Raw genomic sequence first — 23,443 nt, forward strand, 5'->3', positions numbered from 1 at the left:
ATCGTATTCTATTCAAACAGTCCCTTCTCTTTCTCAATAAACTGAGGCCGCAATAAATTTAATCCGAGTGCTTTATTTAATTCCTCCACCACATAATCGCATAGCTCAGGCGAATACCGTTCATCATGCTGGTGCATAAAAAACCATACCGATTGCAGGCCCTGTTCTTTCCAATCTTTTATACGCGCCACCCAATCGTCAACTCGTTTATAATCGGTTTTGTCCAGGCTGTTTCCAACAAAGCGGATAAAAGCATGCGGTGTAGGTAACTCCATATGCACGCAATCCCGTCGACCGGCAGCGTCGGTAATTACAGCGCCAATGTTCAGTTCATGGAGCATATTGAACAGGTTATCGCGATTTTCCTTTACAGCAAACCAATCCTTATGACGAACTTCGACAAAAACCTGCACATCCGTTGGCAGATGCTGCAGGTATGCCTTCATATCAGGAAAGCTTTTAGGTGTGTAATTATCCCCTACCTGCAAAAACAGCGGACCAAGCTGATCGCCAAAAGCCATGATCCCTTTGTAATATTGTGTGGTTAGCTCTTCCACATTTTTCAGGCGGCGAAGGTGTGTGATCGGTTGTGAAAACTTTGGGCAGAATTTAAAATTGGGATTGATAGCCGCCTTTTCGCGCCATTTGCCAATTGTCTCGGGACCATAAACCTGGTAAAAGGTTGCATTCAGTTCAATGCAATCAAAATGCTTGACATACTCGTCCAGGAAATTAGCGTCTTTGGTTTTGGGCGGATATATCTTCCCGAGCCATTCTTTACGCCCCCATTTGGCGCAGCCAACATGTACCTGCAGGTCACCTTTGCCTTTGGCGGCTTTTAAGGTTTTTATGGTTAGCTGCGGGTCTGGCGGTAAGGTAAAATCGATTGAATGAAGTTCGTGGGTTTCAACGCGTCCAAATTCCATAGGTTGAGTTTTTTGAGGCAAGTTAGTACAGACTAAAGTAATTAGCAATTTATTTTCAGATAAATTTTGAATGAATTCAATAAATATTTAAACTTGCGTAAGTACTTACGTAAATAATAAAATGGATTTTTATAACAGGGTTGGAAAGAAGGGAATCGGTTCAAGGCTAAGAGGATTGAGTGATATGATTACCACTGATGCCGCCAGATTATATGAGATATATGGAGTAGACATACAGCCGCGCTGGTGGCCTGTATTTTATATCCTGACGGAAAGCGAGGAAAACTCCATCACGGCCATAGCTAACGAGATCGGTCAGACACATGCCTCAGTGAGTCAGATCGTTCGTGAAATGGTAAAAAAGGGTTTTGTAACTGAACGCCGGAATAAGAACGACCAGCGCAAAAACTTTGTATCATTAACAGAAAAAGGAAGGAGCGCCGCTATGAAACTGGAGAAACAACACGATGATGTTTCGTCTGCCATCGACAGGATGTTCAGCGAAAGCCAGTACGATCTGTGGAAAGCCATTGAAGAATGGGAATATCTGCTCGAACAAAAAAGCCTGCTGCGTCGTGTGGAAGAGGAAAAGAAAAAGCGCGAAAGCGGCAATGTGCAGATTGTTGATTACAAATCGGAGTACCGAAAAGCTTTTAAAGATCTGAATGAGGAATGGATAACCCAATATTTCAAGATGGAAGAATCAGATCATAAAGCGCTTGATCATCCTGAAGAATATATTCTTGATAATGGCGGCTACATCTGTATTGCTTTATATGAAGGCGAACCTGTTGGCGCCTGTGCATTGATAAAAATGCCCGATAAAAAATTCGAGCTGGCAAAAATGGCAGTATCACCAAAAGCGCAGGGAAAAAGCATAGGTACTTTATTGGGACAGGCTTGTATTGATAAGGCAAGAGAACTGGGCGCTGATACTGTATTTCTGGAAAGCAATACCAAGCTAAAACCAGCAATCAGCCTATATAGAAAATTAGGTTTTGAAAAGATTACCGGACCACCATCACCCTATGAGAGGGCGAATATTCAGATGGAATTGAAGTTATAGCGTGCGCATTCAAAATTACATGTAAATAATTAGGAAAGGTTGCGGGGATTAATTAGATTAGTAAAAGTCAAAACCCATAATTATGAAAAAATTCTTAGCAATGGTAATGGTTACCGCAATGAGTTTCGGTATCATTACATCAACTTATGCATTACCCCAACAGCAACCCAAACATGCAAAGAAAGACGGCACCGCCGACAAACGTTACAAAGAAAACAAGCAACCTAAACATGTCAAGAAAGACGGCACCGCTGATATGAGGTATAAAGACAATAAGAAAAAGAAAAGTAAATAGGACCCACTTATTACAAAATGCTCCAATGTACAACACATTGGAGCATTTGTTATTTTATCACTAACCACAAAAGAGAGAATGATTTTATATTGATACAGGCGCAATGTATTGCGCCTGTACAAATCATGACAGAATATCCTTTTTAAACTTCGGCGGTACCCGCTTTTTCGTTGCCTGCTCAAAGGCATAACCTAATTTGATAATTCCCGCTTCATCGTAAGCGGTACTGATAAAGGATAAGCCTAAAGGCAAATCATTCCAATAACCCATCGGTACCGTTATGTGCGGGAACCCAGCCATCGCAGCCGGACCAGAGAACCCGAAGCCATTATCATAATCGCCGTTAACCAGGTCGATACAGCAGGCAAAACCATTGGTTGGCGCTGCAATTGCATCCAGTTTATTGTCTTTCAAAATTTTATCGATAGCAGTGCGGGTAGTTGTGGTGGTATTTTTTACTGCATCGAGGTATTCTTTTGTATTCAGGTTGCCTTTTTTATCTGCCAGTTCCAGGGTTTCCTGCTTAAAGTAAGGCATTGCTTTAGCCTCATTCTTCTTGTTGAACTCGATCACATCAGCCAGGTTTTTAACTTTTGCGTTTGAATTTTTCAGGTAATTATTAACCCCATCTTTAAACTCATAAAGCAAAACCGTAAACTGATCGTGCCCGGCGGGTTTTATAGCTTTGTATACTTCCACTTCAACAATTGTCGCGCCTTTGCTTTTTAGAAGATCTATCGCTTCCTGAAATATCTTATCCATTGCAGGATTTACCTTTAGCCCATCCTTTTCTACGCCGATCCGTTTACCATGCAAAGCATTAGCGTCCAGGAATTTGGTGTAATCAGGCTGAATTTTCCCTTTGCTCATAGCAGTATAGCTATCCTGAGAATCTTCCCCGGCTAAGGCACCGAGCAATATAACTGCATCTTTTACAGTCCTTGCCATCGGTCCGGCTGTGTCCTGTGTTTTAGAAATTGGGATGATGCCTGACCGACTCCATAAACCTACGGTTGGTTTTATACCGACTAATCCGTTTACTGATGATGGTGAAACAATGGAACCATCAGTCTCTGTTCCAATAGCAATGGCACATAAATTAGCCGATGCTGCTGACCCTGAGCCAGCACTTGATCCGCTTGGATTCCTGTCAAGGACATAAGGGCATTTGGTTTGCCCTCCCCTGCTGCTCCATGCGCTGGTTGAGTGCGTCGACCGAAAGTTGGCCCATTCGCTCAGGTTGGTTTTACCTAAAAGTACTGCGCCAGCTTCACGTAATTTTTTGATGATAAAAGCATCTTCTTTGGCAATATTACCTTCTAATGCCATTGCCCCGGCGGTGGTCATCATCTTATCGCCGGTATCGATATTATCTTTTACCAGCACAGGGATACCGTGTAAAGGTCCGCGAACTTTACCGTTGACGCGCTCTTTGTCCATAGCGTCAGCAATGCTCAAAGCATCCGGATTCACCTCAATTACCGCATTCAACTTTGGCCCTGCTTTATCAATCGCATCAATACGTTTCAGATAAAGCTCTGTGATAGAACGTGAAGTATGCTCCTTGTTCTGCATTTTTTGCTGAAGGGTATCAATGGTGACCTCGTTCAACTCAAAATCATCGTGAAAGGTCTCGTCCTTTTGGACTTCTTTTTTATCGGTTGACACCGTATTGCAGGCACCTGCCACCAGTGCGGTTACCCCCGCTACCGAAGTTGTTTTTAAGAAATTTCTCCTATGCATGATAAGTGTAGATAAGCAGCTACAAGTAACGGATTTTTGAAGAAAGAAGCAAGGGGGATCAGTGACCGGTTAATCAGTGATCAGTAATCAAAAGAAGTTTATATCGCCGGATTTGTTGCATACTCCTTCCACAACTCATCTACAGTTTTACCGGTCGCTTTCTTCCAGCTATCATCAGTATAAGTATGTTTGCGGAGTTGACTGTTCAGGTCTTTTACTAATCCCGGTTTTACTTTTTCTTCTATCCAAACCAGGAAACGCGCAGTTATGCGATAAGCATTATCATAATTCTGCGTTGATTTAAAATCAGGCAGTTCCCACTTGGCTGCAGAATTATTTATACCAAATTTGTAACGGGCGTAATCGGCAATACCTTCGGTCAGCCATCCGGGGCCAACGCTTTCGCCGTAGTCCTGAACGATGTGCATTACTTCATGGGTCACTACATCAATATCCTCTGGGCGTTTATGCAGCCAGGCTGAGCTGATGGTTACCTTTCCATTGTCAGTTTCGGCAACGCCTTTATAAGTGGTGTCTATCACCATTTTCACTTCTTTTAAAGTTTTGCGGTTATAGGTTTTTGCCAGTTCGGGGTAAGCCGTAAAAAATGTATTGATTAACCGTTGCTGCTCGGCAGTATCCAAAGTGGCATCATAATTGGTAAATGTAAGGGTGTAACCTTTCTTTTTAATAACCTGGGTTTGCTGTGCCGAAACAGTCAAAGTTGCCAAACAAACCAGTAGAGCGAAAAAACAGTAACGCATATTGAAAATAATTTGCGGCAAATATAAATTCTCCGTTCAAATCAGATTGTAAAATTGCTATCGACAGTCGGCGCTATACTCTGACTTAATGAAAAAGCCTTACTTTTGCTGCGGGATTTTTCCCAGTATCTATGACGCAAATAAACGAACTGCATACCCAGGCTGTACAATTGCTGCAACAGCTTATCGCTATACCATCATTCAGCCGTGAAGAAAACCTGACCGCTGATGTGATCGAAAAATATCTGAAAGACAAAGGGATTCAAACGCACCGGAAAATGAACAACATCTGGGCGTGGAACAAACATTTTGATGCCTCAAAACCGACTATTCTGCTCAATTCGCATCATGATACGGTAAAGCCCAACTCCGGCTATACCCGCGATCCGTTTGATGCTAAAATTGAGGACGGCAAACTTTATGGCCTTGGCAGTAATGATGCCGGTGGTTGTTTGGTGTCTCTGATCCATGTGTTCCTTTATTTCCACGATAAAGAAGGCATGAAATATAACTTCTGCCTCGCGACAACTGCCGAGGAAGAAATATCCGGTGTTAACGGACTTGAATTAATCATTCCTGAACTCGGTCATCTTGACTTTGGCATTGTAGGCGAACCTACATTGATGCAATTAGCTGTTGCCGAACGTGGTTTGATGGTATTGGACTGTGTTGCTCATGGCAAAGCCGGTCACGCTGCACGCGAAGAAGGCGAAAACGCTATTTACAAAGCAATAAAAGATATTGAATGGTTCCGTACTTTCCGTTTTCCTAAAGAATCCGAAGAGTTTGGACCGGTTAAAATGTCTGTAACTATCATCAATGCCGGTTCTCAACATAACGTGGTACCCGCAAGCTGCACTTACACCGTGGATGTTCGGGTAACCGATGCTTACCGCAACGAAGAGGTATTAGAGATCATCCGTCAACACGTAAGCAGTGATGTAACGCCGAGATCGATCCGTCTTAAACCATCCAAAATCGACAAAGATCATCCTATTGTTCAGGCTGGTATTGCTTTGGGCAGAACTACTTATGGTTCCCCTACTACGTCTGATCAGTCTTTACTGGATATTCCATCACTGAAAGTAGGTCCGGGCGACTCTGCGCGGTCACATACTGCTGATGAGTTTATTTATGTTGATGAGATCAGGGAAGGGATCGACCTGTATATCAAAATGCTCGAAAGTATTCTGTAAGCCAAAATTGCTATCTTTAAGGCTCATAGCAATCTATGGAACTAAAGATTAGCAAGGTCGACCTTGACGATATTCTTGAATTAAGAAAGCTCTACCTGTATGAAAACAACATGCAGGTTCGCTACAATGCCTGCCACGAACGCGGTTGGACCGACTCTTACCTCATCACTATAGACGATGCCATTGTAGGATATGGCTCTGTAAAAGGCTTAGACGATCTGTCGTTAAGAGATGCTATTTTTGAATTCTATATCCTGCTCAAAGAGCGGAGAAACGCCTCTGCCGCTTTTGCGGAATTGATCAAAGTATCGGGTGTAAAAAACATTGAATGCCAAAGCAACGATCTGTTATTATCCACGATGATGTATGAATTTGCAGATCATATCTCTTCGGAGGTGATACTTTTTGAAGATGATCAGTTTTCATTTCTTACCATTCCCGGGGCTACTTTCCGAAAGAAAGAAATTGGCGATCAATCATTCGACCATAAAAGTGAACCTGACGGCGATTATGTGATAGAAGTTGATGGCGAGATAGTGGCTACAGGGGGATTTCTACTGCATTATAATGTCCCGTTTGCTGATTTGTATATGGAAGTGCGGGAAGATCAGCGCAAAAAAGGCTATGGAAGCCTGACGATACAGGAATTGCGAAAAGCCTGTTTTGATGCCGGACGCGTACCCGCGGCCCGATGCAACATCACTAATAAAGCATCGAAAGCTACTTTAATGAAGGGCGGACTAAAGATTGCCGGTAATATGCTTGTTGGTGACGTCAAATCCGAATATTTATGATCTTCCCGCCTTTCACCAATTTATTTACCGACCGCCTGCTTCTTCGCGAACTAAAAGCCGGTGATGCCGAACAGATTTTCAAGATTCGTACCGACCCCAGAGTGAATCAGTTTCTCGATCGCGAGCCTACCAAATCGGTTGATGATAGTTTGAAGTTTATTAATAATATTCTAAAAAATCATGAAAAACAGAACGCAATAATGTGGGCCATTACCCTGAAAAATGAGCCTCAACTAATCGGCACTGTGGTTTATTGGCATATTGTTAAAGAAAAAGATAAAGCCGAAATCGGGTATGAAATGCTGCCAGAGTACTTTGGTCAAGGCATTATGCGTGAAGCTTTAATGGAAGTGATCCGCTTTGGATTTGAAACTATGCAATTGAAAACTATTGTCGCCGAAACAAGGGCAGATAATCTAAGATCAGTGAATGCGTTGTACAAATGCGGGTTTGAGCAGACGGGGCTTGTGGAGGGTGGATATTTGATCTATGAACTTCGCGATTTACGATTTTAGAGTTACGAATTACGATTTATTTTAGCTACCTAAACTTTATCAACGAATAGTATGAAAAAAGAGGAAATGCTTTTAAGGACAAAAAAATACGCGATTGCAAACGCAAAATTAGTCTTAACTCTTCCAAACAACATCGTAAATCGCAATTATGCGGATCAACTGAATCGAAGCGCAAGTTCAACAGGAGCAAATTACCGGGCTGCTTGTCGTGCTAAATCAAAAGCAGATTTCATCAATAAATTAAAGATTGTGGAGGAAGAATTGGATGAGACTTTATTCTTTATGGAATTGCTTACTGAATTAAATTCCGAAATAAAAGAAAAAATCACTCCAATTTACAAGGAAGGAAACGAACTTCTTTCTATAATTGTCGCAGCAATCAACACACTGCGTGCGAACAAATAGATTTATGTTTTAAGTAGGCTCAAAAAGCAGCAAATCTAAAATCGTAAATCGTAAATCGTAAATCAAAATGAGTAAGCTCTGGCAAAAAACCACCAATGTTAATGAACTGGTAGAAAACTTCACCGTTGGCCGCGACCGGGAATTTGATGAGCAAATGGCCGCTTTTGACGTACTGGGATCACTTGCTCATACCCGAATGCTGCAAAGCATCGGATTGATGGATGAGGCTGATCTGGCCCTTGTTCAGAAAGAACTAAAAGCTATTTACAAAGACATTCAAGGCGGTAATTTCAACATTGGCGAGGGTGTGGAAGATGTACATTCGCAGGTTGAATTATTGCTTACCCAACGTATCGGCGATGCCGGTAAAAAAATCCATAGCGGCCGCTCGCGTAATGACCAGGTGCTGGTGGATTTGAAGCTCTTCTTTCGCAGCCAATTGCAGGAAGTGGTGGAAGAAATGCATACTTTATTCAAACTGCTTATTGATCTAAGCGAAAAGCATAAGGATGTCTTGCTACCAGGCTATACGCATTTGCAGGTTGCCATGCCATCATCTTTCGGGCTTTGGTTTGGTGCTTATGCCGAAAGTTTGGCTGATGATCTGGAAACTGTTTTAGCAGCTTATCGCATTACTAATAAAAACCCATTAGGTTCGGCTGCGGGTTATGGCTCATCATTCCCTCTGAACCGTACCATGACTACCGAATTACTTGGTTTCGACAACCTGAACTACAACGTAGTTTATGCCCAAATGGGTCGTGGTAAAACCGAGCGCATCATAGCTCAAGCTATTGCCAACATTGCTGCTACACTGGCAAAAATGGCGATGGACCAGGCGCTATACCTGAACCAGAATTTTTCTTTTGTAAGTTATCCTGATACATTGACCACCGGCAGCAGCATCATGCCGCATAAAAAGAACCCGGATGTATGGGAAATCATGCGCGGCAAATGCAACCGTTTACAGGCATTGCCAAATGATGTGGCTATGATGACTACGAACCTACCATCTGGCTATCACCGTGAACTGCAGTTGCTAAAAGAACTACTTTTCCCTGCATTTGCTGATCTGAAGAATTGTCTGCACATGGCTACGTTTATGCTGCAGCACATCGAAGTAAAAACTGATATTCTGAACGATCCAAAATATGCATACCTGTTCAGCGTAGAAGAAGTTAACCGTATGGTATTGGACGGTACGCCGTTCCGTGATGCGTATAAACAAGTTGGTTTGGCTATTGAGCAAGGCAATTTCAATCCTGATAAAAAAGTAAACCATACCCATGAGGGAAGTATCGGTAATTTAAACAATACCGAGATCACTGCATCAATGGATAAGTTACTGGCAAATTTCAATTTTGATAAAGTGCAGAAGGCTATTGACAACCTTGTTGCATAATCGGTGTAATCTATTTCAAAATCGGTGCAATCGCAATAACATGAACGGCCAAAACAGAAGCGATATTTATCCCGGACTAGAGGTTGATATTATCCTGAAAAAAGATCAGCGCAGCGGAAAGAGAACACGGGGAATTGTAAAAGATCTTCTGACCAGTTCGGCCTATCATTCGCGTGGCATAAAAGTTCGGTTGGAAGACGGACAAATTGGCCGTGTTATCGAAATTATTGAAGAATAGCCGGGAAATAGTAATTTAGTCCTTCTTAAACCCCGAAAATGGCTAAAAAAATACCCCACACCAAACTCGTCTTATTTCGGCTGGATGCCCATTATCGTCTGCTTATTGCACTGGCAGCGGCCGTAATTGGCTTTTTCATCTTCCGTGGTTCACACGGCTTGCCTTCCGTTATCCTTTTTGCATGGATCATATTCTGCGCTGTTGTTATCCTGCTGGATTGGGTTACCATCCTTTCATCTCATCCGCTCGAGGTGCGCAAAATTGCCAAATTGCAGGACTCCAGTCGCACGTTTTTATTCCTGCTGATCATAGGAGCATCTATAGCCAGTTTTGGCGCCATTATCTTTCTATTAAAATCGTCAAAAGGGCATAGCGCCGATGTTGGTTCGCATATTTTGCTGGCTATCACAGGGGTAATCATCTCGTGGTGGCTTTTGCACACCATTTTTACGCTTCGTTACGCCCACCTGTATTACGACCTAACCAAAGATGACGGCACACCAAGAAAAGGCGGTGGTTTGGAATTCCCGGGAAATGAAGAACCTGATTATCTTGATTTTGTCTACTTCTCCTTTGTGTTGGGTATGACCTTTCAGGTGTCGGACGTTGTTATCACATCAAAAAGCATACGGCGGTTGGCTACGATGCATGGCCTCCTATCCTTTGGTTACAATACCGCAATTCTTGCCTTAAGTATCAATGTGATATCGGGAATGGTAGCGCAGTAATCACATTTCATCATGAGATGGTTTGACCCATAGGGTCTACCGCTTTGTAGCATTCCCAAAAAGCAATATTTTTTGCCCTGTAAGGGCAATCCACCGTAAGCAAAGCACACGTTACATTTGCATTGTCGATGAAGGGTAGCCTCTACAAGGCAAAATGCTTTTTATTAATTTTTTCTACAAAGCTGTAGACCCTACAGATCATTAAGAATCCATTTCCTATGCATACCACCTTATGACAACGTGGGCAAGCCTGATGTTCAATTCTCTATTTTAGAATATTTTCTTGTATCGCCCATCGCTACGTAAACGATCAGCGAGATCAGGATGCAACCCGTCACATACCAGTAGAAATAATCAGCGTGATGATCCTGCTTAAAGCTGAGGGCCAAGGTCTCTGCCGTTCCGCCAAATAACGAAACCGCTATGGCATATGGGAAACCTACACCTAATGCCCGTATTTGCGCCGGAAAAAGTTCAGCTTTAACCACTGCGTTGATAGAGGTGTATCCGCTGGTGATTATCAGGGTGCACATCACTAATAGAAATGCGGGCCAAACTTCTTTAGTGCTTCCTAAAGTCGTCATGATAGGTACTGTTGCTAATGCTCCTGCAATACCGAAACCGATCAATAAAGGTTTGCGGCCAATCTTATCCGATAACAAACCAAACAACGGTTGCAGCAGCATAAATACAACCAGGCTGAAGGTTGATATCAAAGCGGCATCAGCGTTGCTAAACTTTGCCGTATCCACCAGAAACTTTTGCATATAGGTGGTGAAAGTATAAAAGGCCACTGTTCCACCAATAGTTAATCCAATCACAGTTAATACTGCTTTAGGATGCTTTAATAAAGCTTTTATAGTTCCTCTTTCATTCTTTTTATCCTCTTCTTTAAATGATGCCGATTCCTGTAAACTGCGGCGCAAATACATTACCGTAACAGCCAATATTGCCCCGAATACAAAAGGAATGCGCCAGCCCCATTCATGTATTTCTTTTTCAGTTAAAAATACTTTCTGCAGTAACACCACGAAACCTGAGGCTATCAATTGTCCCATAATGAGCGTCACGTACTGAAAGCTGGAATAAAACCCTCTGTGCTTTTTGGTGGCCATTTCGCTCAGGTAGGTGGCGCTGGTGCCGTATTCACCTCCTACGCTCAGGCCTTGTATTATTCGCGATAGCAATAAAATGATAGGCGCTGCTATGCCGATCTGCTTATAACCCGGCACAACGGCGATAATCAGTGAGCCAATACTCATCAGTAATACAGAAAATGTCAGTGCTGCTTTACGCCCTTTCCTGTCGGCATATGTTCCCATCAGCCAGCCACCTATAGGGCGCATTAAAAAGCCGATGGCGAATATGGCTGCCGTGCTTAGCAATTGCACGGTTTGGTTTCCTTTCGGAAAGAAAGTCGCTGCAAAATACAGGGAGAAAAATGAGTAGATATACCAATCGTACCATTCCACCAGGTTGCCCAGCGAGCCCCCAATGATGGATTTGATGCGATGAAGTTGGATTTGATCGGATTGTGGCATTGGGGCTTCTCGATATTTTTAGTCGGGTGTCATGCTGAGGCTCTCGAAGCATGATGGGCAAAAGGCCTCTACGCGTCGCACTTCGACTAAGCTCAGTGTGACACCCCTCTTTTTATTCGCTCATAAAAGTAAATTAATCCTTTGTAAAACCAATTGATTTTAGACGAATCTTCCCTATCTTGTCTCAATGTTTTTTACCGAAGACTTTATCACTTACATCTGGAAATTCCGCCTGTTTGACCGCGACAACCTGCAAACTACCACAGGCGAAGGCATCGAAGTATTTTCTGCCGGGCTGCCTAATAAAGATTCAGGTCCTGACTTTCATAATGCCCGTATCCGCATTGGCGATACCACCTGGGCCGGGAATGTAGAGATCCACATCAACTCGTCCGATTGGCATAAACATCACCATACCCACGATAAAGCCTATGCTAATGTAATACTGCATGTGGTTTATCGCGATGATGAGCCGATCACTCTGCCCGATGGTCGACAACTGCCGACACTGGAATTGCACAACCGCATATCACCTGAATTATATAACCGTTATCGCCATCTCATTTATGGCAACCAGCAGATCATTCCCTGCGAGGGCAGCATCCGCCATGTAGATGATATTACCCTACGCAATTGGCTCACCCGTGTGTTGGTTGAGCGACTGGAAAAACGTTCAGTTGCTGTAATGAAAGCCCTCGAAGTTAACAAAGGCGATTGGGAAGAAACGTTTTACCAATTTCTGGCAGCACAATTTGGTTTCAAAACTAATGCTGTGCCTTTTGAGCTAATGGCTAAATCGTTACCACAGCTTACATTAGGAAAGCATAAAAATAACCCACTGCAAATAGAAGCTTTGATCTTCGGTCAGGCTGGGTTTTTGGAGGATGATTTTAAGGATGAGTATCCGCAAAAACTAAAAGAAGAATACACCTTCCTGCAAAAGAAATACAGCCTGAGGCCCATCGAGAAACACTTGTGGAAGTTTATGCGTTTGCGGCCACAAAACTTCCCGACCATACGCTTGGCGCAATTTGCAGCATTGATCGTCAAATCAAATCACCTGTTCTCGAAAGTGCTGGACATTAAGGATATTGACTCATTGCGAAAACTATTCACCAGTTTGGAAGTTAATCCTTACTGGGAGACCCATTACCGTTTTGATACTGAGTCGAAGCCGATAGGAAAAAGTCTGGGACAATCTTCCATTGATATTTTATTATTGAATACCTTTGTGTTGTTCCTGTTTAGTTATGGCAAACACACGCAGCAGGAGTACTTTATCAACAGAAGTCTGAAATTGTTGGAAAAATTGCCTTCCGAGCAAAACAAAATCGTAACTAATTTTGATTCTGTTGGTATAAAGGTTAACACCGCTTTTGATTCGCAGGCGCTATTGGAATTGAAAAATAATTATTGCGATCATAAGAAATGCCTGCAATGCGGCGTTGGAAATAAAATACTTAGAATGGTTTGATATGTTGCAAAGGATAATCACTTTTTTTGAACGATACTCTTTCGGCGTTTGTACCTACATAGGCGAGCGCTTCAACATTTCTATCAATAAAATACGCCTGTTTTTTATTTACTCGTCATTCCTTGCCGTAGGCTTCCCATTAATAATGTACTTCTTTGCCGGTATCGTACTCGATTTCCGGAGGTATTTTAAGAGGAAGCATTCTAAGGTAACGGATCTGCTGCCGTAAATTCTGATCAGGGCGCCCGGGCGGGCTATCCGTTCATACTACACAAGCATTAGCCACAGGCCTGTATCCACTTCTATCCCTGGCGCATTTGTCTGAACCATGATTTTCTTGATTCAAGGATTATTATGATTTATATGCGATTCGATAATCCTGGAAATCTCATAAATCCATTTAATCGTGTCCACTTTGTAAATAAATTGTATCAAATACACTTTCTTTTTAAAAAAACGATTTTTGCTCTTATCTTAAAGGCCCCAATTATTCCATTTTTTCAACCTTTATAACACGTACTTTTGAAAGGCTTTTACAACTCTGCCCGTTTTAAAATACCCCTTCTATTATTCAGCTGCCTGCTGACTATCGGTGCTTTCGCACAGAAAAAAAACGCTTCTTATAAATATCACATCCGCCGCGCTACGTCTGATATCGTTATTGACGGGGTTGCCGATGATCCTGCCTGGCAACGCGCTGACTCAGCAACTAATTTTCACATGGTATTGCCTATGGACACAAGCCTGGCTAAAATACCTACAACGGTGAAGATGGCTTATGATGACAAAAACCTGTATATCCTGGCTATTTGCTATACGCCTGTTCACGGGCCGTACATGGTGGAGTCGATGAAGCGTGACTTCAGCTTTGTGAAGAATGACAACTTCATTTTCTTTATCGACCCATTTGATGCCCGTACGGATGGCTTTACCTTCGGGGCAAACGCCGCAGGCGGGCAATGGGACGGCAGTATGTACCAAGGTGGCAGCGTCGATTTGAACTGGGATAATAAATGGACATCGGTAGTAAAAAACTATCCTGACAAATGGATATTCGAGGCTGCTATTCCTTTCAAGAGTATCCGTTACAAAAAAGGCATTAAAGAATGGGGCATTAACTTCAGTCGTAATGACCTGAAAAGTACTGAAAAATCGTCCTGGACACCAATACCACGCCAATTTCCCACTGCCTCTCTTGCCTACACAGGCGTTTTGGTTTGGGACGAAGAGCCGCCCACCTCGAGCAGCAACGTATCCATCATTCCATATGCATTAGCGGGTGTTACCAAAGATTACCAGGCGAATACCTCAGCGGCTTTCAAAAAAGAATTTGGCGGCGATGCCAAGGTGGCCTTAACTCCATCCCTGAATCTTGACATGACCGTCAACCCGGATTTCTCGCAGGTAGACGTCGATCAGCAGGTGATCAATCTGAGCCGTTATGAGCTTTTCTTTCCAGAGAAAAGGCAGTTCTTCCTTGAAAATGGCGACCTGTTTGCCAACTTCGGCTACACCGATATTCGCCCATTTTTTTCCAGGCGAATCGGGTTGAACCAACCCATCGATTTTGGTGCAAGACTAACCGGCAAACTGGATAAAGATTGGCGCATTGGTGTAATGGACATTCAGACGGGAACTTCTGAATCAAATGATCTGGATGCCGGAAACTATGGCATTATTACCATGCAGCGCCGTGTGCTCGATCGTTCCAACATCGGGTTTATGTTTGTGAACAAGGAAGTAACACAAGCACCAAACGGCAGTGTTATCGGTCCAAACAATTATAACCGGAACATCGGTGCCGAGTTCAATCTTGCCTCAACAAGTAACATGTGGACGGGTAAATTACTTGCATTAAAATCATTCACACCCGGTGAGAATGGCCATGACCTGGTGCTGGCCGACCACTTTCAGTACCTAAGCAAATACTGGACATTGTATATGCAGGAAGAATACGTCGGAAAGAATTACAATGCAGCTGTTGGCTATGTGCCCCGTGTCGGTTATATCAAATTAAATCCGCTGATTTTGCACAACTTCTTCCCGAAGAAGACACCGGTATTGAGCTACGGCATCCAGGCTAATTCAAATTATTTCTTCAATGAAAGCTTTAACCGGACGGATAACGAAAGTGTGCTTTCATTCATCACTACCTTACGCGATCGAAGTACTATCACTATTTCGGGCATCAACGATTATGTGAAATTGCAGCAGCCTTTCGATCCAACCAATACAGGGAAGGATAGCCTGGCTATCGGTACACAGCATCGATATAATTCGCTGGATATTTTAATAGTATCCAAGCCACAAAGTGTGTTTACTTACCAGTTGGAAACTATTTTTGGTGGATACTATGATAATGGTCACCGCCTGAGCTTTAACGGTACTATCGGTTACCGCATTCAGCCTTATGTGAACATCGCTATCAACGGGAATTACACCGACTTGCGTCTGCCTGCTCCTTATGGCGATACAAGGTTTGCATTGATCGGTCCAAAGGTGGATATTACATTTACCAATACCATCTATTTTACCACTTATGTGCAGTATGACGATCAGCAGCGGAACATGAATATCAATACCAGGTTCCAGTGGCGGTACAAGCCGGCATCCGACCTGTTTATTGTGTATGGAGAGAATTCGATACCAACGCCTTATACCCCTAAAAACAGGCAGCTGGTAATTAAGTGGACGTATTGGCTAAATATTTAATAAAAGGGAGACTATTTATCCCGAATATTTTAAATTTACCCTGATAGTTTTAAAAAAACTGTCTTTTCTGCTATAACCTAAAAAAACGCAAAATGAAGACCCAATTCAAACTACCTGTACTATTCCTGATCGGTGCAGCCTCATTAGCTTTCACCCTTCCCAAACACAACAAACCTATCGTAAGCAAAGCCACCGGCTGGATCAGCATTTTTGATGGCAAAAGTCTTAAGGGCTGGCATAATTACAACAAAAGTGGCCCGGTTAAAAGCTGGGAGGTGGAAGACGGTGCGCTGGTATGCCTCGGCACAGCAAAAGACGCATCCGGTGGTGATATTGTAACCGACAAGAAATACACCGATTTTGAATTGAAGTGGGACTGGAAAGTAGATAAGGGCAGCAACAGCGGCGTTTTGTATCATGTGCAGGAAGGCCCGAAATGGCATGGCTCATACGAAACGGGGCCCGAGTATCAGATCATTGATGATGTAACATTCCCGGAGCATTTGGAAACCTGGCAACAGGCCGGTGCCGATTACGCAATGCATCCCGCCAATGATCAAAAAGTTTTGAAACCTGTAGGCGAATGGAACTCAAGCAGAATCGTTTTCAGAAAGGGCCATGTAGAGCACTGGCTGAACGGCAAAAAGATCGTAGAGTTTGAAGCGTGGAGCGACGACTGGAACAAGAAACGCACCGAAGGCAAATGGAAAGATTATCCTGACTACGGCAAAGCCAAAACCGGTGAGATCGCCTTGCAGGATCATGGCGATAAAGCTTACTATAAGAATATATTTATTAGAGAGTTGTAAATAAAAAAACATGTCATTTCGACAAGCCAGGTAGGGTTTGAGCAGTGGAGCGCGGAGAAAACTTATACGCCGTGCATGATGTACAAGATTTCTCTTCGCCCCAAACCACACCTTTGCGACTCATCGAAATGACAGTCTATAACAATAAATCCGTCAATCATACATGGAAGAAAAGAAACTAAACACCCGGCGGGAGTTCCTTAAAAAGTCGGCTATTGCAGCAGCGGCTTTTACTATTGTTCCCCGTTTTGTTTTGGGTAAAGGATACATCGCGCCGAGCGATCAGCTCACTAAGGGCATCATCGGCGTAGGTGGTATGGGCAGGAACCATATCCCTTATGGCAACACCAAAGTAGTAGCCATTTGTGACGTGGATAAAAACCACCTGCAGGAAGTATCAGCAATGCTGAACAATGGCGCAAAAACATTATCCGATTACCGCGAGCTGATCCAGTTGCCCGAGGTAGACATCGTCCACATCGCCACTCCACCGCACTGGCACGGCATTATGGCTGCCGATGCAGCACGAGCCGGCAAAGACATTTGGTGCGAAAAACCGATGACCCACACCATTGGCGAAGGCAAGCGCGTAATGGAAGCTGTACAACAACATGGCCGAATTTTCAGGCTGAATACCTGGTTCCGTTTCTCGGATAATTTCTACGGAATGGGAACTACCGTTAAACCGATCAAGAAACTGGTGGAAAGCGGTCTGCTTGGTTGGCCTTTAACGGTTACTGTAGGCCGTCATACTGGCTTTGACTGGAAGTTTTATTGGGTTGGCAAGACCAATTTACCGGAAATGCCTGTTCCGCCTGAATTGGATTACGAAACCTGGCTAGGCCCTGCTCCTTACAAACCATACAACCCGCACCGTGTTCACCAAACCTTCCGTGGTTATTGGGATTACGACGGCGGCGGTTTGAGTGATATGGGGCAGCATTACCTTGACCCCGTTCAATATTTCCTGGGCAAGGATGACACTAATCCTATCAGTGTTGAATTGGACGCACCTCAACAAAACATGGATGCCGTAGGCACCTGGCGCAAGATCACTTACACTTATGCAGATGGTTGCAAGATCATTCTTGACGGCGAAGGCAGCGTAGAGGGCGTACCTTATATTGAAGGACCAAAAGGCAAATTATATCCTGGTTTTAAATCAGACATACCGGACCTGGAGAAAAAACTGGCTGCCTTCCCTGATCCTGAACCGCAGGTGGTCGACTTTATCGACGCGGTAAAGAACCGGAAGAAGTTCGCGCTGAACGAGCAGAATGGTTACCGTTCATGCACCATCATCAATATGGGTTTGGCGGCGCTTCGTTTAGGACGCTCGTTAAAATTCGACCCAGTTAAACAGGAGTTTATTGATGACGAAGGTGCAAACCGTTTGATATTCCCGCCGCTTCGCGGACCATGGACCATTTAATTCAAGTTTGAGATCACAATCATGAAAAAAATATATTTATCAATAGCTTGCCTGTCCCTGTTCGCCACGCTGGCAAAGGCACAGGACAGCAACATCACCGCCATACTGGACAAGGAGCCCGCCATTAAGGAAGCTGACCTGAACGCCAATGCCGAAAAGACAATGGCTTTAGGCGAGCCGGGCATCGTAAAAATGCTCGAAATGCTGCAGGCACCCGGTCAGGCAGACAATACAAAAATTTATGACGCCATTAGTGGCTTCACGTTTTATATCACACAAAGAACAAAGGAGCCATGGCGCGCCACTGCAGTAAAAGCTTACACTTCAGCTTTACCAAAAGTAAACGACAAGTATAATCAGGCTTTTATTATCAGCCAGTTGCAAATGATCGGCAAGGATGATGCCGTATCATCTTTAAAAAGCTATTTGAACGACGAACGCCTTTGCGATCCTGCTGCGCGTGCTTTAGTGAAGATCAACACTCTGGCATCAAAAGCAGCTTTGTTATCAGCTTTAAGCGGCTCACAAGGAAAATGTACAATAACCCTGATCGAGGCCTTGGGCGATAGTAAGAATGCATTGGCTGTCCATGGTATCTCGGCCAAAATGGGTAAAGATAAAATGACCGATAAAGTGGCTTTATATGCATTGGCTAACATCGCCAGCCCGGTGTCTATCAACCTGATGGCCAATGCTGCTGACCAGGCTAAGTATACATATGATGTTACTGATGCGACTTCTGCCTACCTGATGTTTATCCGCAACCTCGGTGCAAAAAATGCAGTAACCGCAACCAAACTGGCAAAAGCATTGCAGACCAAAGCCAGCTTAGCTAACCAGGTGCAAACACAAACAGCCGCTTTAAAAATATTGGTCGATCTGCAAGGCAACAAAAGCACCCAAATGCTGATAGCAGCTACAAGAAACAATAATTCTCAATATCGGGATGCTGCTTTGAAATTTGCTGAACCATATATCACCCCTACTACAACGATTTTGTGGACAAACGAGTTATTAAAGACAGGGTGGACTCAAAAAGTTGCGATTATCAAAATGTTGGGTATTACCAGGCCGGCTTCTGCTTTTCCAGCTGTTGAAAAACAAATATATAGCCAGGAGTCAGAGGTAGTGATCGCTGCAATTGACGCAGCCGGAAAGATCGGCCATGATAAAGCGATTCCTGACCTATTGAATGTGCTTCGAACAGGTGACGCCAATAGAATCGAAGCTGTGCAAAATGCTTTACTGATTATGAAAGGCCCGAATGTGGTAACTAAAGTAGCCAATGCATTGCCGGATATGTCGGATGATGGTAAGGTAGCTTTGATCAACGTACTGGCTGCACGTCAGGCGCATAGCAAAATCGACATTGTAACACCATTGCTGAATAGCAAAGACGCCAACGTTCGCGCTGCGGCTTATGCATCCTTAAAGCAACTGGCCGGACCGGATAATCTGAGCCATTTATACTCAATGCTGAAATCACCAACCTCAACTACTGAAGAGACTGATGTTCAGGCTGCTATTATTGCTGTTATCGGCCAGATGAAAGATAAATCGAGCCAAAGCACGCAAGCATTGGAGCAGATGGATCAGGCACCCGCCGATAAAAAGCCATTATATTTTAATATTCTGGCAAGTATAGGCGATAAAAAGTCGCTGGCTGCTATTTCTTCAGCTTACACTAAGGGAGATGACGCAACCAAACAAGCTGCAGTTACAGCACTTTCTCAATGGGTTGATGTAAGCGCTGCTCCTGAGTTATACCTGATCAGCAAAGAAACAACTGATGCCAAGCTGAAAGATCAGGCATTGCGTGGCTTTGTAGCTGCCATCAGTAAGTCGAACTACCCTGCTGACGAGAAAGTGATCTATCTGCGCGATGCGATGGAAGTAGCACAGACTGTTCCGCAGAAGAAATTGATATTGGAAGAAACAGCAAATAATAAGACTTTCCCTGCGCTGGTATTTATCAGCAAATATCTGGATGACCCTCAGTTGCAGGAAGACGCAGCTAATGAGGTATCGAACATTGCATTATCTGACAAAAACTTCTATGGCAGCGATGTAAAAGAATGGCTGAACAAATCGATACAGATCAAAAAAGGCGGCGACAGTGATTACGAGAAAGTTGCTATCCGCAAGTTCATTAACGAAATGCCTGCTGATGCCGGTTTAGTAGCCTTATTCAATAATAAAGACCTGACCGGCTGGAAAGGCCTGGTTGGCAACCCAATTACCCGCAGCAAAATGGATGCAGCTACTTTAGCCAAAGAGCAGCACAAGGCTGACTCTATCATGAACAAAGGCTGGTATGTAAAAGACGGTATCCTGAACTTTAGCGGCGAGGGTGAAAACCTTTGTACCACCAAGCAATACCGCAATTTCGAGCTGTATGTAGATTGGAAAATCGAACCAAAAGGTGATGCAGGCGTTTATCTGCGTGGGTCACCACAGGTACAGATCTGGGATACCTCACGCGTGGATGTTGGCGCACAGGTAGGCTCGGGTGGACTATACAACAACCAGGCACACGAAAGCAAACCTCTTAAACTGGCTGACAATGCCATTAACGATTGGAATAACTTCCACATCATCATGAAAGGCGATAAAGTAACCGTTTATCTGAATGGCGTATTGGTGGTAGACAATACCGTTCTGGACAACTACTGGGATCGTAAACTACCTATCTTCCCTAAAGAGCAGATAGAATTACAGGCCCACGGCAACCACATTTATTATAGGGATATTTATTTGAGGGAGCTGCCGGATTGAGAAAGAGCGCTGTCATGCTGAGCCCAGTCGAAGCATATGCGGGAATGGCCTTTCCGCACACCCTTCGACTGGGCTCAGGGTGACACCCTCCTATTAAGAGGTCAATTCTTATCCACAAACTTCCAGTTCGCTTCGCTATAGCGGTCACCCACATTCGGATATTTAAGCAGCAAGGCTTCTATTTGTTGAATATCTTCAGCTGTTAAATCGACATCCACACTTCCAGCATTGTCTTTTAAATTTTTACGCTTTTTGGTTCCTGGAATCGGAATAATGTTATCCCCTTGTGCCAATACCCATGCCAATGCCAGCTGCGCCGGACTGCATCCTTTTTGCTCAGCAATTTCAGCAAAGCCAGAGGCCAGATTCTGATTATTTTCCTGGTGATCTTTCTGATAGCGCGGCAATGATTTACGGAAATCATTATCGCCCAGTTCGTTTAAGTTTAGCGTATTGGTCATTAGTCCACGAGCTAACGGGCTAAATGGCACGAATGTGATAGCCAACTCTTTGCACAGAGGTAGTATTTCTGTTTCTACGTCTCTTGTCAATAAAGAGTATTCACTTTGCAAAGCACTGATGGGATGCACAGCGTGTGCCCTGCGAATAGAATTGGCAGAAGCTTCGGATAATCCCAGGTAGCGTACTTTACCCTCTTTTACTAATTCCGCCATAGCACCGACCATTTCTTCAACCGGTACATTTGGGTCGATACGATGAGCATAATATAAATCTATAGTATCGATCTTCAATCGTTTTAAACTGGCTTCAACAGCTTGTTTCACATACTCAGGACTACCGTCAAAAGTATTCAATCTCCCGTCAGGATGTGCACGGAAACCAAACTTAGTAGCGATAAATACTTTGTCGCGATTGGAACGGAGAACATTCGAGATCAACTCTTCGTTTCTGCCGTTACCGTATACATCGGCGGTATCCCAAAAGTTGATGCCGAGGTCGAGTGCGAGATGTAATGTTTCCAGTGATTCCGGATCGTCCGGAGTGCCATAGGCGTGGCTCATGCTCATGCAGCCCAAACCAATGGCCGATAATTGTTCGCTTTGAGCGAAGATTCTGTATTTCATAATGTTGATGGGTGATTTTTGTGCAATATCCTGATAAAAGAATCGATGCGTTTAATTGGTTTGTAAAAAAATAGATATTATTTAATAATGTCATTTCGAACCCGCTGATGGGACATGCCTTGGGTGCGGGTGAGAAATCTTTACATCATGCATAGTGGACTTTGCATATCGCAAAAGTTTTCTTCTCACGCCTCAACTCAATTCCACCTCAAGTTCGTTCGATGACATCGGTTTTTTGTCGTATTGTGGTTCATTATAAAGGTACTGATGAGTCTAAATCCGAATACTTTTTTACATTTGGTGAACCATGAAAAAAGTACTCAATACCGCCATTATCGGCTTCGGATTTTCGGGCGAAACATTCTTTGCACCATTTGTTGATTCAAATCCAAACTTCAACTTGAGCAAGATATATACTACTGACCCAGCCCGTGTCGCTAAAGCTCAGTCGTTATATCCTAACGTGGAGATTGTTGACAATACGGACAATATCATGAATGATCCGGCTATCGACCTTGTTCTGGTGGGTACGCCTAATACCTCACATTTGAGTTTAAGCAAACAAGCTTTGCTGGCAGGCAAGCATGTGCTGGTTGAAAAGCCTTTTACAGTAACTGTGAATGAGGCCAATGAACTGATCGCGTTAGCAAAACAACAGAATAAAGTATTGTCAGTTCACCACAACCGTAGGTTTGATAGCGGACACAACACCATAAAAAAAGTATTAGCAAGCGGAAAATTGGGTCATTTGGTTGAGTATGAAGTGCATTATGATCGTTTCCGCAGGGAACTACGCCCTAACGCCTGGCGCGAAAAACCACTGCCCGGCTCAGGAATATTGTATGATCTGGGTGCTCACATCATCGATGGTGCATTAGAGTTATTCGGCAAACCATTGGAAGTTACGTGCATCATGCTCACCCAACGCCCCGGATTAGAAGTGGAAGATAATTTTGAGATCATACTCACCTATTCTGAGGGACTAAAAGTTACTTTGAAAGGCGCTATGCTGGTAAAAGTTCCCGGTCCGACTTATGTGTTGTGCGGTGATCATGGCACCTTTATAAAATACGGTATGGATGTGCAGGAGGCCGAATTAAAAAAAGGTGGCAGACCGGACAAATCATCCAACTGGGGTATCGAACCGGAATCGATATGGGGTAAACTCACTTATGAACAAAATGGCAAAGACATTACCGAAACTATAAAAAGTGAAGAAGGTCATTATGAGGCTTTGTTTCAAAATATCTATGAAGCCATCGCTGAAGGCAAAAAATTAATTGTTGAGCCTGAACAGGCAAGAGATACCATCCGTATTATTGAATTATGCTTTCAGAGTAGTAGAGAGAAGAGGACGGTACCATATTCGGATTAAATTTTTCAATCTGGCAGAGAAGATTCTGGCATTTATATACAAAGCTAACCAAATAAATCCCGCAGTTTGTCGGGATTTTTCTATATTTACAATACTTGATTTTCATTTTTAATAACTGACAAAGTACTGCTTGGTACTATTTGGTTCCTATTGTTCAGTTTTTAACCA

At 43.5% G+C, this 23,443-nt stretch carries 21 protein-coding genes; 16 read left to right on the forward strand and 5 right to left on the reverse strand.

Features of this window, described 5'->3' with window-relative positions:
• Positions 1 to 8 precede the first annotated feature (8 nt).
• Entirely contained in the window at positions 9 to 926 is a 918-nt protein-coding gene (locus tag VIM89_RS08370; protein WP_488155698.1) for a DUF72 domain-containing protein, read from the reverse strand.
• Between the two features lie 121 nt (positions 927 to 1,047).
• Here VIM89_RS08370 and VIM89_RS08375 point away from each other — a divergent pair, with 121 nt between their 5' ends.
• The gene (locus VIM89_RS08375; protein WP_488155699.1) at positions 1,048 to 1,992 is read left to right on the forward strand and encodes a bifunctional helix-turn-helix transcriptional regulator/GNAT family N-acetyltransferase; all 945 of its coding nucleotides are present in this window, start codon (positions 1,048 to 1,050) and stop codon (positions 1,990 to 1,992) included.
• Positions 1,993 to 2,074: 82 nt separating this feature from the next.
• Positions 2,075 to 2,287, forward strand: a complete 213-nt coding sequence (locus VIM89_RS08380; protein ID WP_488155700.1) for a hypothetical protein — start codon at positions 2,075 to 2,077, stop codon at positions 2,285 to 2,287.
• Between the two features lie 123 nt (positions 2,288 to 2,410).
• Here the strand turns inward: VIM89_RS08380 and VIM89_RS08385 are convergent, their stop codons facing one another.
• Both VIM89_RS08385 and VIM89_RS08390 read right to left on the reverse strand, forming a co-directional pair.
• The gene (locus VIM89_RS08385) at positions 2,411 to 4,030 is read right to left on the reverse strand and encodes an amidase (RefSeq protein WP_488155701.1); all 1,620 of its coding nucleotides are present in this window, start codon (positions 4,028 to 4,030) and stop codon (positions 2,411 to 2,413) included.
• 98 nt (positions 4,031 to 4,128) lie between these two features.
• Entirely contained in the window at positions 4,129 to 4,794 is a 666-nt protein-coding gene (locus VIM89_RS08390; RefSeq protein ID WP_488155702.1) for a basic secretory protein-like protein, read from the reverse strand.
• 131 nt (positions 4,795 to 4,925) lie between these two features.
• On the opposite strand from VIM89_RS08390, the gene VIM89_RS08395 reads away from it, so the two are divergent.
• The 7 genes from VIM89_RS08395 (at position 4,926) to VIM89_RS08425 (ending at position 10,072) form a co-directional block, all read left to right on the forward strand.
• A complete protein-coding gene (locus tag VIM89_RS08395; RefSeq protein ID WP_488155703.1) occupies positions 4,926 to 5,990 on the forward strand; it encodes a M20 family metallo-hydrolase in 1,065 nt (354 codons plus the stop codon).
• Positions 5,991 to 6,025: 35 nt separating this feature from the next.
• Complete coding sequence (locus tag VIM89_RS08400) at positions 6,026 to 6,784, forward strand: GNAT family N-acetyltransferase (protein ID WP_488155704.1); 759 nt, start codon at positions 6,026 to 6,028, stop codon at positions 6,782 to 6,784.
• Positions 6,781 to 7,299 (forward strand): GNAT family N-acetyltransferase, encoded by a 519-nt coding sequence (locus VIM89_RS08405; protein ID WP_488155705.1) that lies wholly within the window; start codon positions 6,781 to 6,783, stop codon positions 7,297 to 7,299. The genes VIM89_RS08400 and VIM89_RS08405 overlap by 4 nt, the downstream gene beginning before the upstream one ends.
• 51 nt (positions 7,300 to 7,350) lie before the next feature.
• Positions 7,351 to 7,704: a four helix bundle protein gene (locus VIM89_RS08410; protein ID WP_488155706.1), complete on the forward strand. Its 354-nt coding sequence runs from the start codon at positions 7,351 to 7,353 to the stop codon at positions 7,702 to 7,704.
• A gap of 67 nt (positions 7,705 to 7,771) precedes the next feature.
• On the forward strand, positions 7,772 to 9,106 hold the full coding sequence (gene argH, locus VIM89_RS08415) for an argininosuccinate lyase (protein WP_488155707.1): 1,335 nt from the start codon (positions 7,772 to 7,774) through the stop codon (positions 9,104 to 9,106).
• Between the two features lie 40 nt (positions 9,107 to 9,146).
• Positions 9,147 to 9,344, forward strand: coding sequence for a YwbE family protein (locus VIM89_RS08420; protein ID WP_488155708.1), 198 nt, complete (start codon positions 9,147 to 9,149; stop codon positions 9,342 to 9,344).
• A 38-nt stretch (positions 9,345 to 9,382) separates the two neighbouring features.
• Complete coding sequence (locus VIM89_RS08425; protein ID WP_488155709.1) at positions 9,383 to 10,072, forward strand: DUF1345 domain-containing protein; 690 nt, start codon at positions 9,383 to 9,385, stop codon at positions 10,070 to 10,072.
• A gap of 257 nt (positions 10,073 to 10,329) precedes the next feature.
• Here VIM89_RS08425 and VIM89_RS08430 read toward each other — a convergent pair whose 3' ends face one another.
• Positions 10,330 to 11,613 carry an MFS transporter gene (locus tag VIM89_RS08430; protein ID WP_488155710.1) on the reverse strand — a complete coding sequence of 428 codons (1,284 nt, stop codon included), beginning with the start codon at positions 11,611 to 11,613 and terminating at the stop codon, positions 10,330 to 10,332.
• A 187-nt stretch (positions 11,614 to 11,800) separates the two neighbouring features.
• Between VIM89_RS08430 and VIM89_RS08435 the strand changes: the two genes are divergently transcribed.
• From VIM89_RS08435 to VIM89_RS08460, 6 genes are all read left to right on the forward strand, one after another.
• The gene (locus VIM89_RS08435; protein WP_488155711.1) at positions 11,801 to 13,087 is read left to right on the forward strand and encodes a DUF2851 family protein; all 1,287 of its coding nucleotides are present in this window, start codon (positions 11,801 to 11,803) and stop codon (positions 13,085 to 13,087) included.
• Between the two features lies 1 nt (position 13,088).
• The gene (locus VIM89_RS08440; protein WP_488155712.1) at positions 13,089 to 13,316 is read left to right on the forward strand and encodes a PspC domain-containing protein; all 228 of its coding nucleotides are present in this window, start codon (positions 13,089 to 13,091) and stop codon (positions 13,314 to 13,316) included.
• Between the two features lie 293 nt (positions 13,317 to 13,609).
• Positions 13,610 to 15,799 (forward strand): carbohydrate binding family 9 domain-containing protein, encoded by a 2,190-nt coding sequence (locus VIM89_RS08445; RefSeq protein WP_488155713.1) that lies wholly within the window; start codon positions 13,610 to 13,612, stop codon positions 15,797 to 15,799.
• Positions 15,800 to 15,891: 92 nt separating this feature from the next.
• Positions 15,892 to 16,608, forward strand: a complete 717-nt coding sequence (locus VIM89_RS08450) for a 3-keto-disaccharide hydrolase (RefSeq protein ID WP_488155714.1) — start codon at positions 15,892 to 15,894, stop codon at positions 16,606 to 16,608.
• A gap of 163 nt (positions 16,609 to 16,771) precedes the next feature.
• Positions 16,772 to 18,040: a Gfo/Idh/MocA family oxidoreductase gene (locus VIM89_RS08455; RefSeq protein ID WP_488155715.1), complete on the forward strand. Its 1,269-nt coding sequence runs from the start codon at positions 16,772 to 16,774 to the stop codon at positions 18,038 to 18,040.
• A gap of 21 nt (positions 18,041 to 18,061) precedes the next feature.
• Positions 18,062 to 20,815, forward strand: coding sequence for a 3-keto-alpha-glucoside-1,2-lyase-like domain-containing protein (locus tag VIM89_RS08460; RefSeq protein WP_488155716.1), 2,754 nt, complete (start codon positions 18,062 to 18,064; stop codon positions 20,813 to 20,815).
• A gap of 101 nt (positions 20,816 to 20,916) precedes the next feature.
• Here the strand turns inward: VIM89_RS08460 and VIM89_RS08465 are convergent, their stop codons facing one another.
• Positions 20,917 to 21,900 carry an aldo/keto reductase gene (locus tag VIM89_RS08465; RefSeq protein ID WP_488155717.1) on the reverse strand — a complete coding sequence of 328 codons (984 nt, stop codon included), beginning with the start codon at positions 21,898 to 21,900 and terminating at the stop codon, positions 20,917 to 20,919.
• Between the two features lie 307 nt (positions 21,901 to 22,207).
• Here VIM89_RS08465 and VIM89_RS08470 point away from each other — a divergent pair, with 307 nt between their 5' ends.
• The gene (locus tag VIM89_RS08470; RefSeq protein WP_488155718.1) at positions 22,208 to 23,275 is read left to right on the forward strand and encodes a Gfo/Idh/MocA family oxidoreductase; all 1,068 of its coding nucleotides are present in this window, start codon (positions 22,208 to 22,210) and stop codon (positions 23,273 to 23,275) included.
• The last annotated feature ends 168 nt before the right edge of the window (positions 23,276 to 23,443 follow it).

It is taken from the genome of Mucilaginibacter sp., assembly GCF_036568825.1.
Taxonomy (GTDB): Bacteria; Bacteroidota; Bacteroidia; order Sphingobacteriales; family Sphingobacteriaceae; genus Mucilaginibacter.

Bases quoted from the DNA above. Each gene is read 5' to 3' on its own strand.
- VIM89_RS08370 (WP_488155698.1), bottom strand. From the start codon at position 926: ATGGAATTTGGACGCGTTGAAACCCACGAACTTCATTCAATCGATTTT.
- VIM89_RS08375 (WP_488155699.1), top strand. From the start codon at position 1,048: ATGGATTTTTATAACAGGGTTGGAAAGAAGGGAATCGGTTCAAGGCTA.
- VIM89_RS08380 (WP_488155700.1), top strand. From the start codon at position 2,075: ATGAAAAAATTCTTAGCAATGGTAATGGTTACCGCAATGAGTTTCGGT.
- VIM89_RS08385 (WP_488155701.1), bottom strand. From the start codon at position 4,030: ATGCATAGGAGAAATTTCTTAAAAACAACTTCGGTAGCGGGGGTAACC.
- VIM89_RS08390 (WP_488155702.1), bottom strand. From the start codon at position 4,794: ATGCGTTACTGTTTTTTCGCTCTACTGGTTTGTTTGGCAACTTTGACT.
- VIM89_RS08395 (WP_488155703.1), top strand. From the start codon at position 4,926: ATGACGCAAATAAACGAACTGCATACCCAGGCTGTACAATTGCTGCAA.
- VIM89_RS08400 (WP_488155704.1), top strand. From the start codon at position 6,026: ATGGAACTAAAGATTAGCAAGGTCGACCTTGACGATATTCTTGAATTA.
- VIM89_RS08405 (WP_488155705.1), top strand. From the start codon at position 6,781: ATGATCTTCCCGCCTTTCACCAATTTATTTACCGACCGCCTGCTTCTT.
- VIM89_RS08410 (WP_488155706.1), top strand. From the start codon at position 7,351: ATGAAAAAAGAGGAAATGCTTTTAAGGACAAAAAAATACGCGATTGCA.
- argH (WP_488155707.1), top strand. From the start codon at position 7,772: ATGAGTAAGCTCTGGCAAAAAACCACCAATGTTAATGAACTGGTAGAA.
- VIM89_RS08420 (WP_488155708.1), top strand. From the start codon at position 9,147: ATGAACGGCCAAAACAGAAGCGATATTTATCCCGGACTAGAGGTTGAT.
- VIM89_RS08425 (WP_488155709.1), top strand. From the start codon at position 9,383: ATGGCTAAAAAAATACCCCACACCAAACTCGTCTTATTTCGGCTGGAT.
- VIM89_RS08430 (WP_488155710.1), bottom strand. From the start codon at position 11,613: ATGCCACAATCCGATCAAATCCAACTTCATCGCATCAAATCCATCATT.
- VIM89_RS08435 (WP_488155711.1), top strand. From the start codon at position 11,801: ATGTTTTTTACCGAAGACTTTATCACTTACATCTGGAAATTCCGCCTG.
- VIM89_RS08440 (WP_488155712.1), top strand. From the start codon at position 13,089: ATGTTGCAAAGGATAATCACTTTTTTTGAACGATACTCTTTCGGCGTT.
- VIM89_RS08450 (WP_488155714.1), top strand. From the start codon at position 15,892: ATGAAGACCCAATTCAAACTACCTGTACTATTCCTGATCGGTGCAGCC.
- VIM89_RS08455 (WP_488155715.1), top strand. From the start codon at position 16,772: ATGGAAGAAAAGAAACTAAACACCCGGCGGGAGTTCCTTAAAAAGTCG.
- VIM89_RS08460 (WP_488155716.1), top strand. From the start codon at position 18,062: ATGAAAAAAATATATTTATCAATAGCTTGCCTGTCCCTGTTCGCCACG.
- VIM89_RS08465 (WP_488155717.1), bottom strand. From the start codon at position 21,900: ATGAAATACAGAATCTTCGCTCAAAGCGAACAATTATCGGCCATTGGT.
- VIM89_RS08470 (WP_488155718.1), top strand. From the start codon at position 22,208: ATGAAAAAAGTACTCAATACCGCCATTATCGGCTTCGGATTTTCGGGC.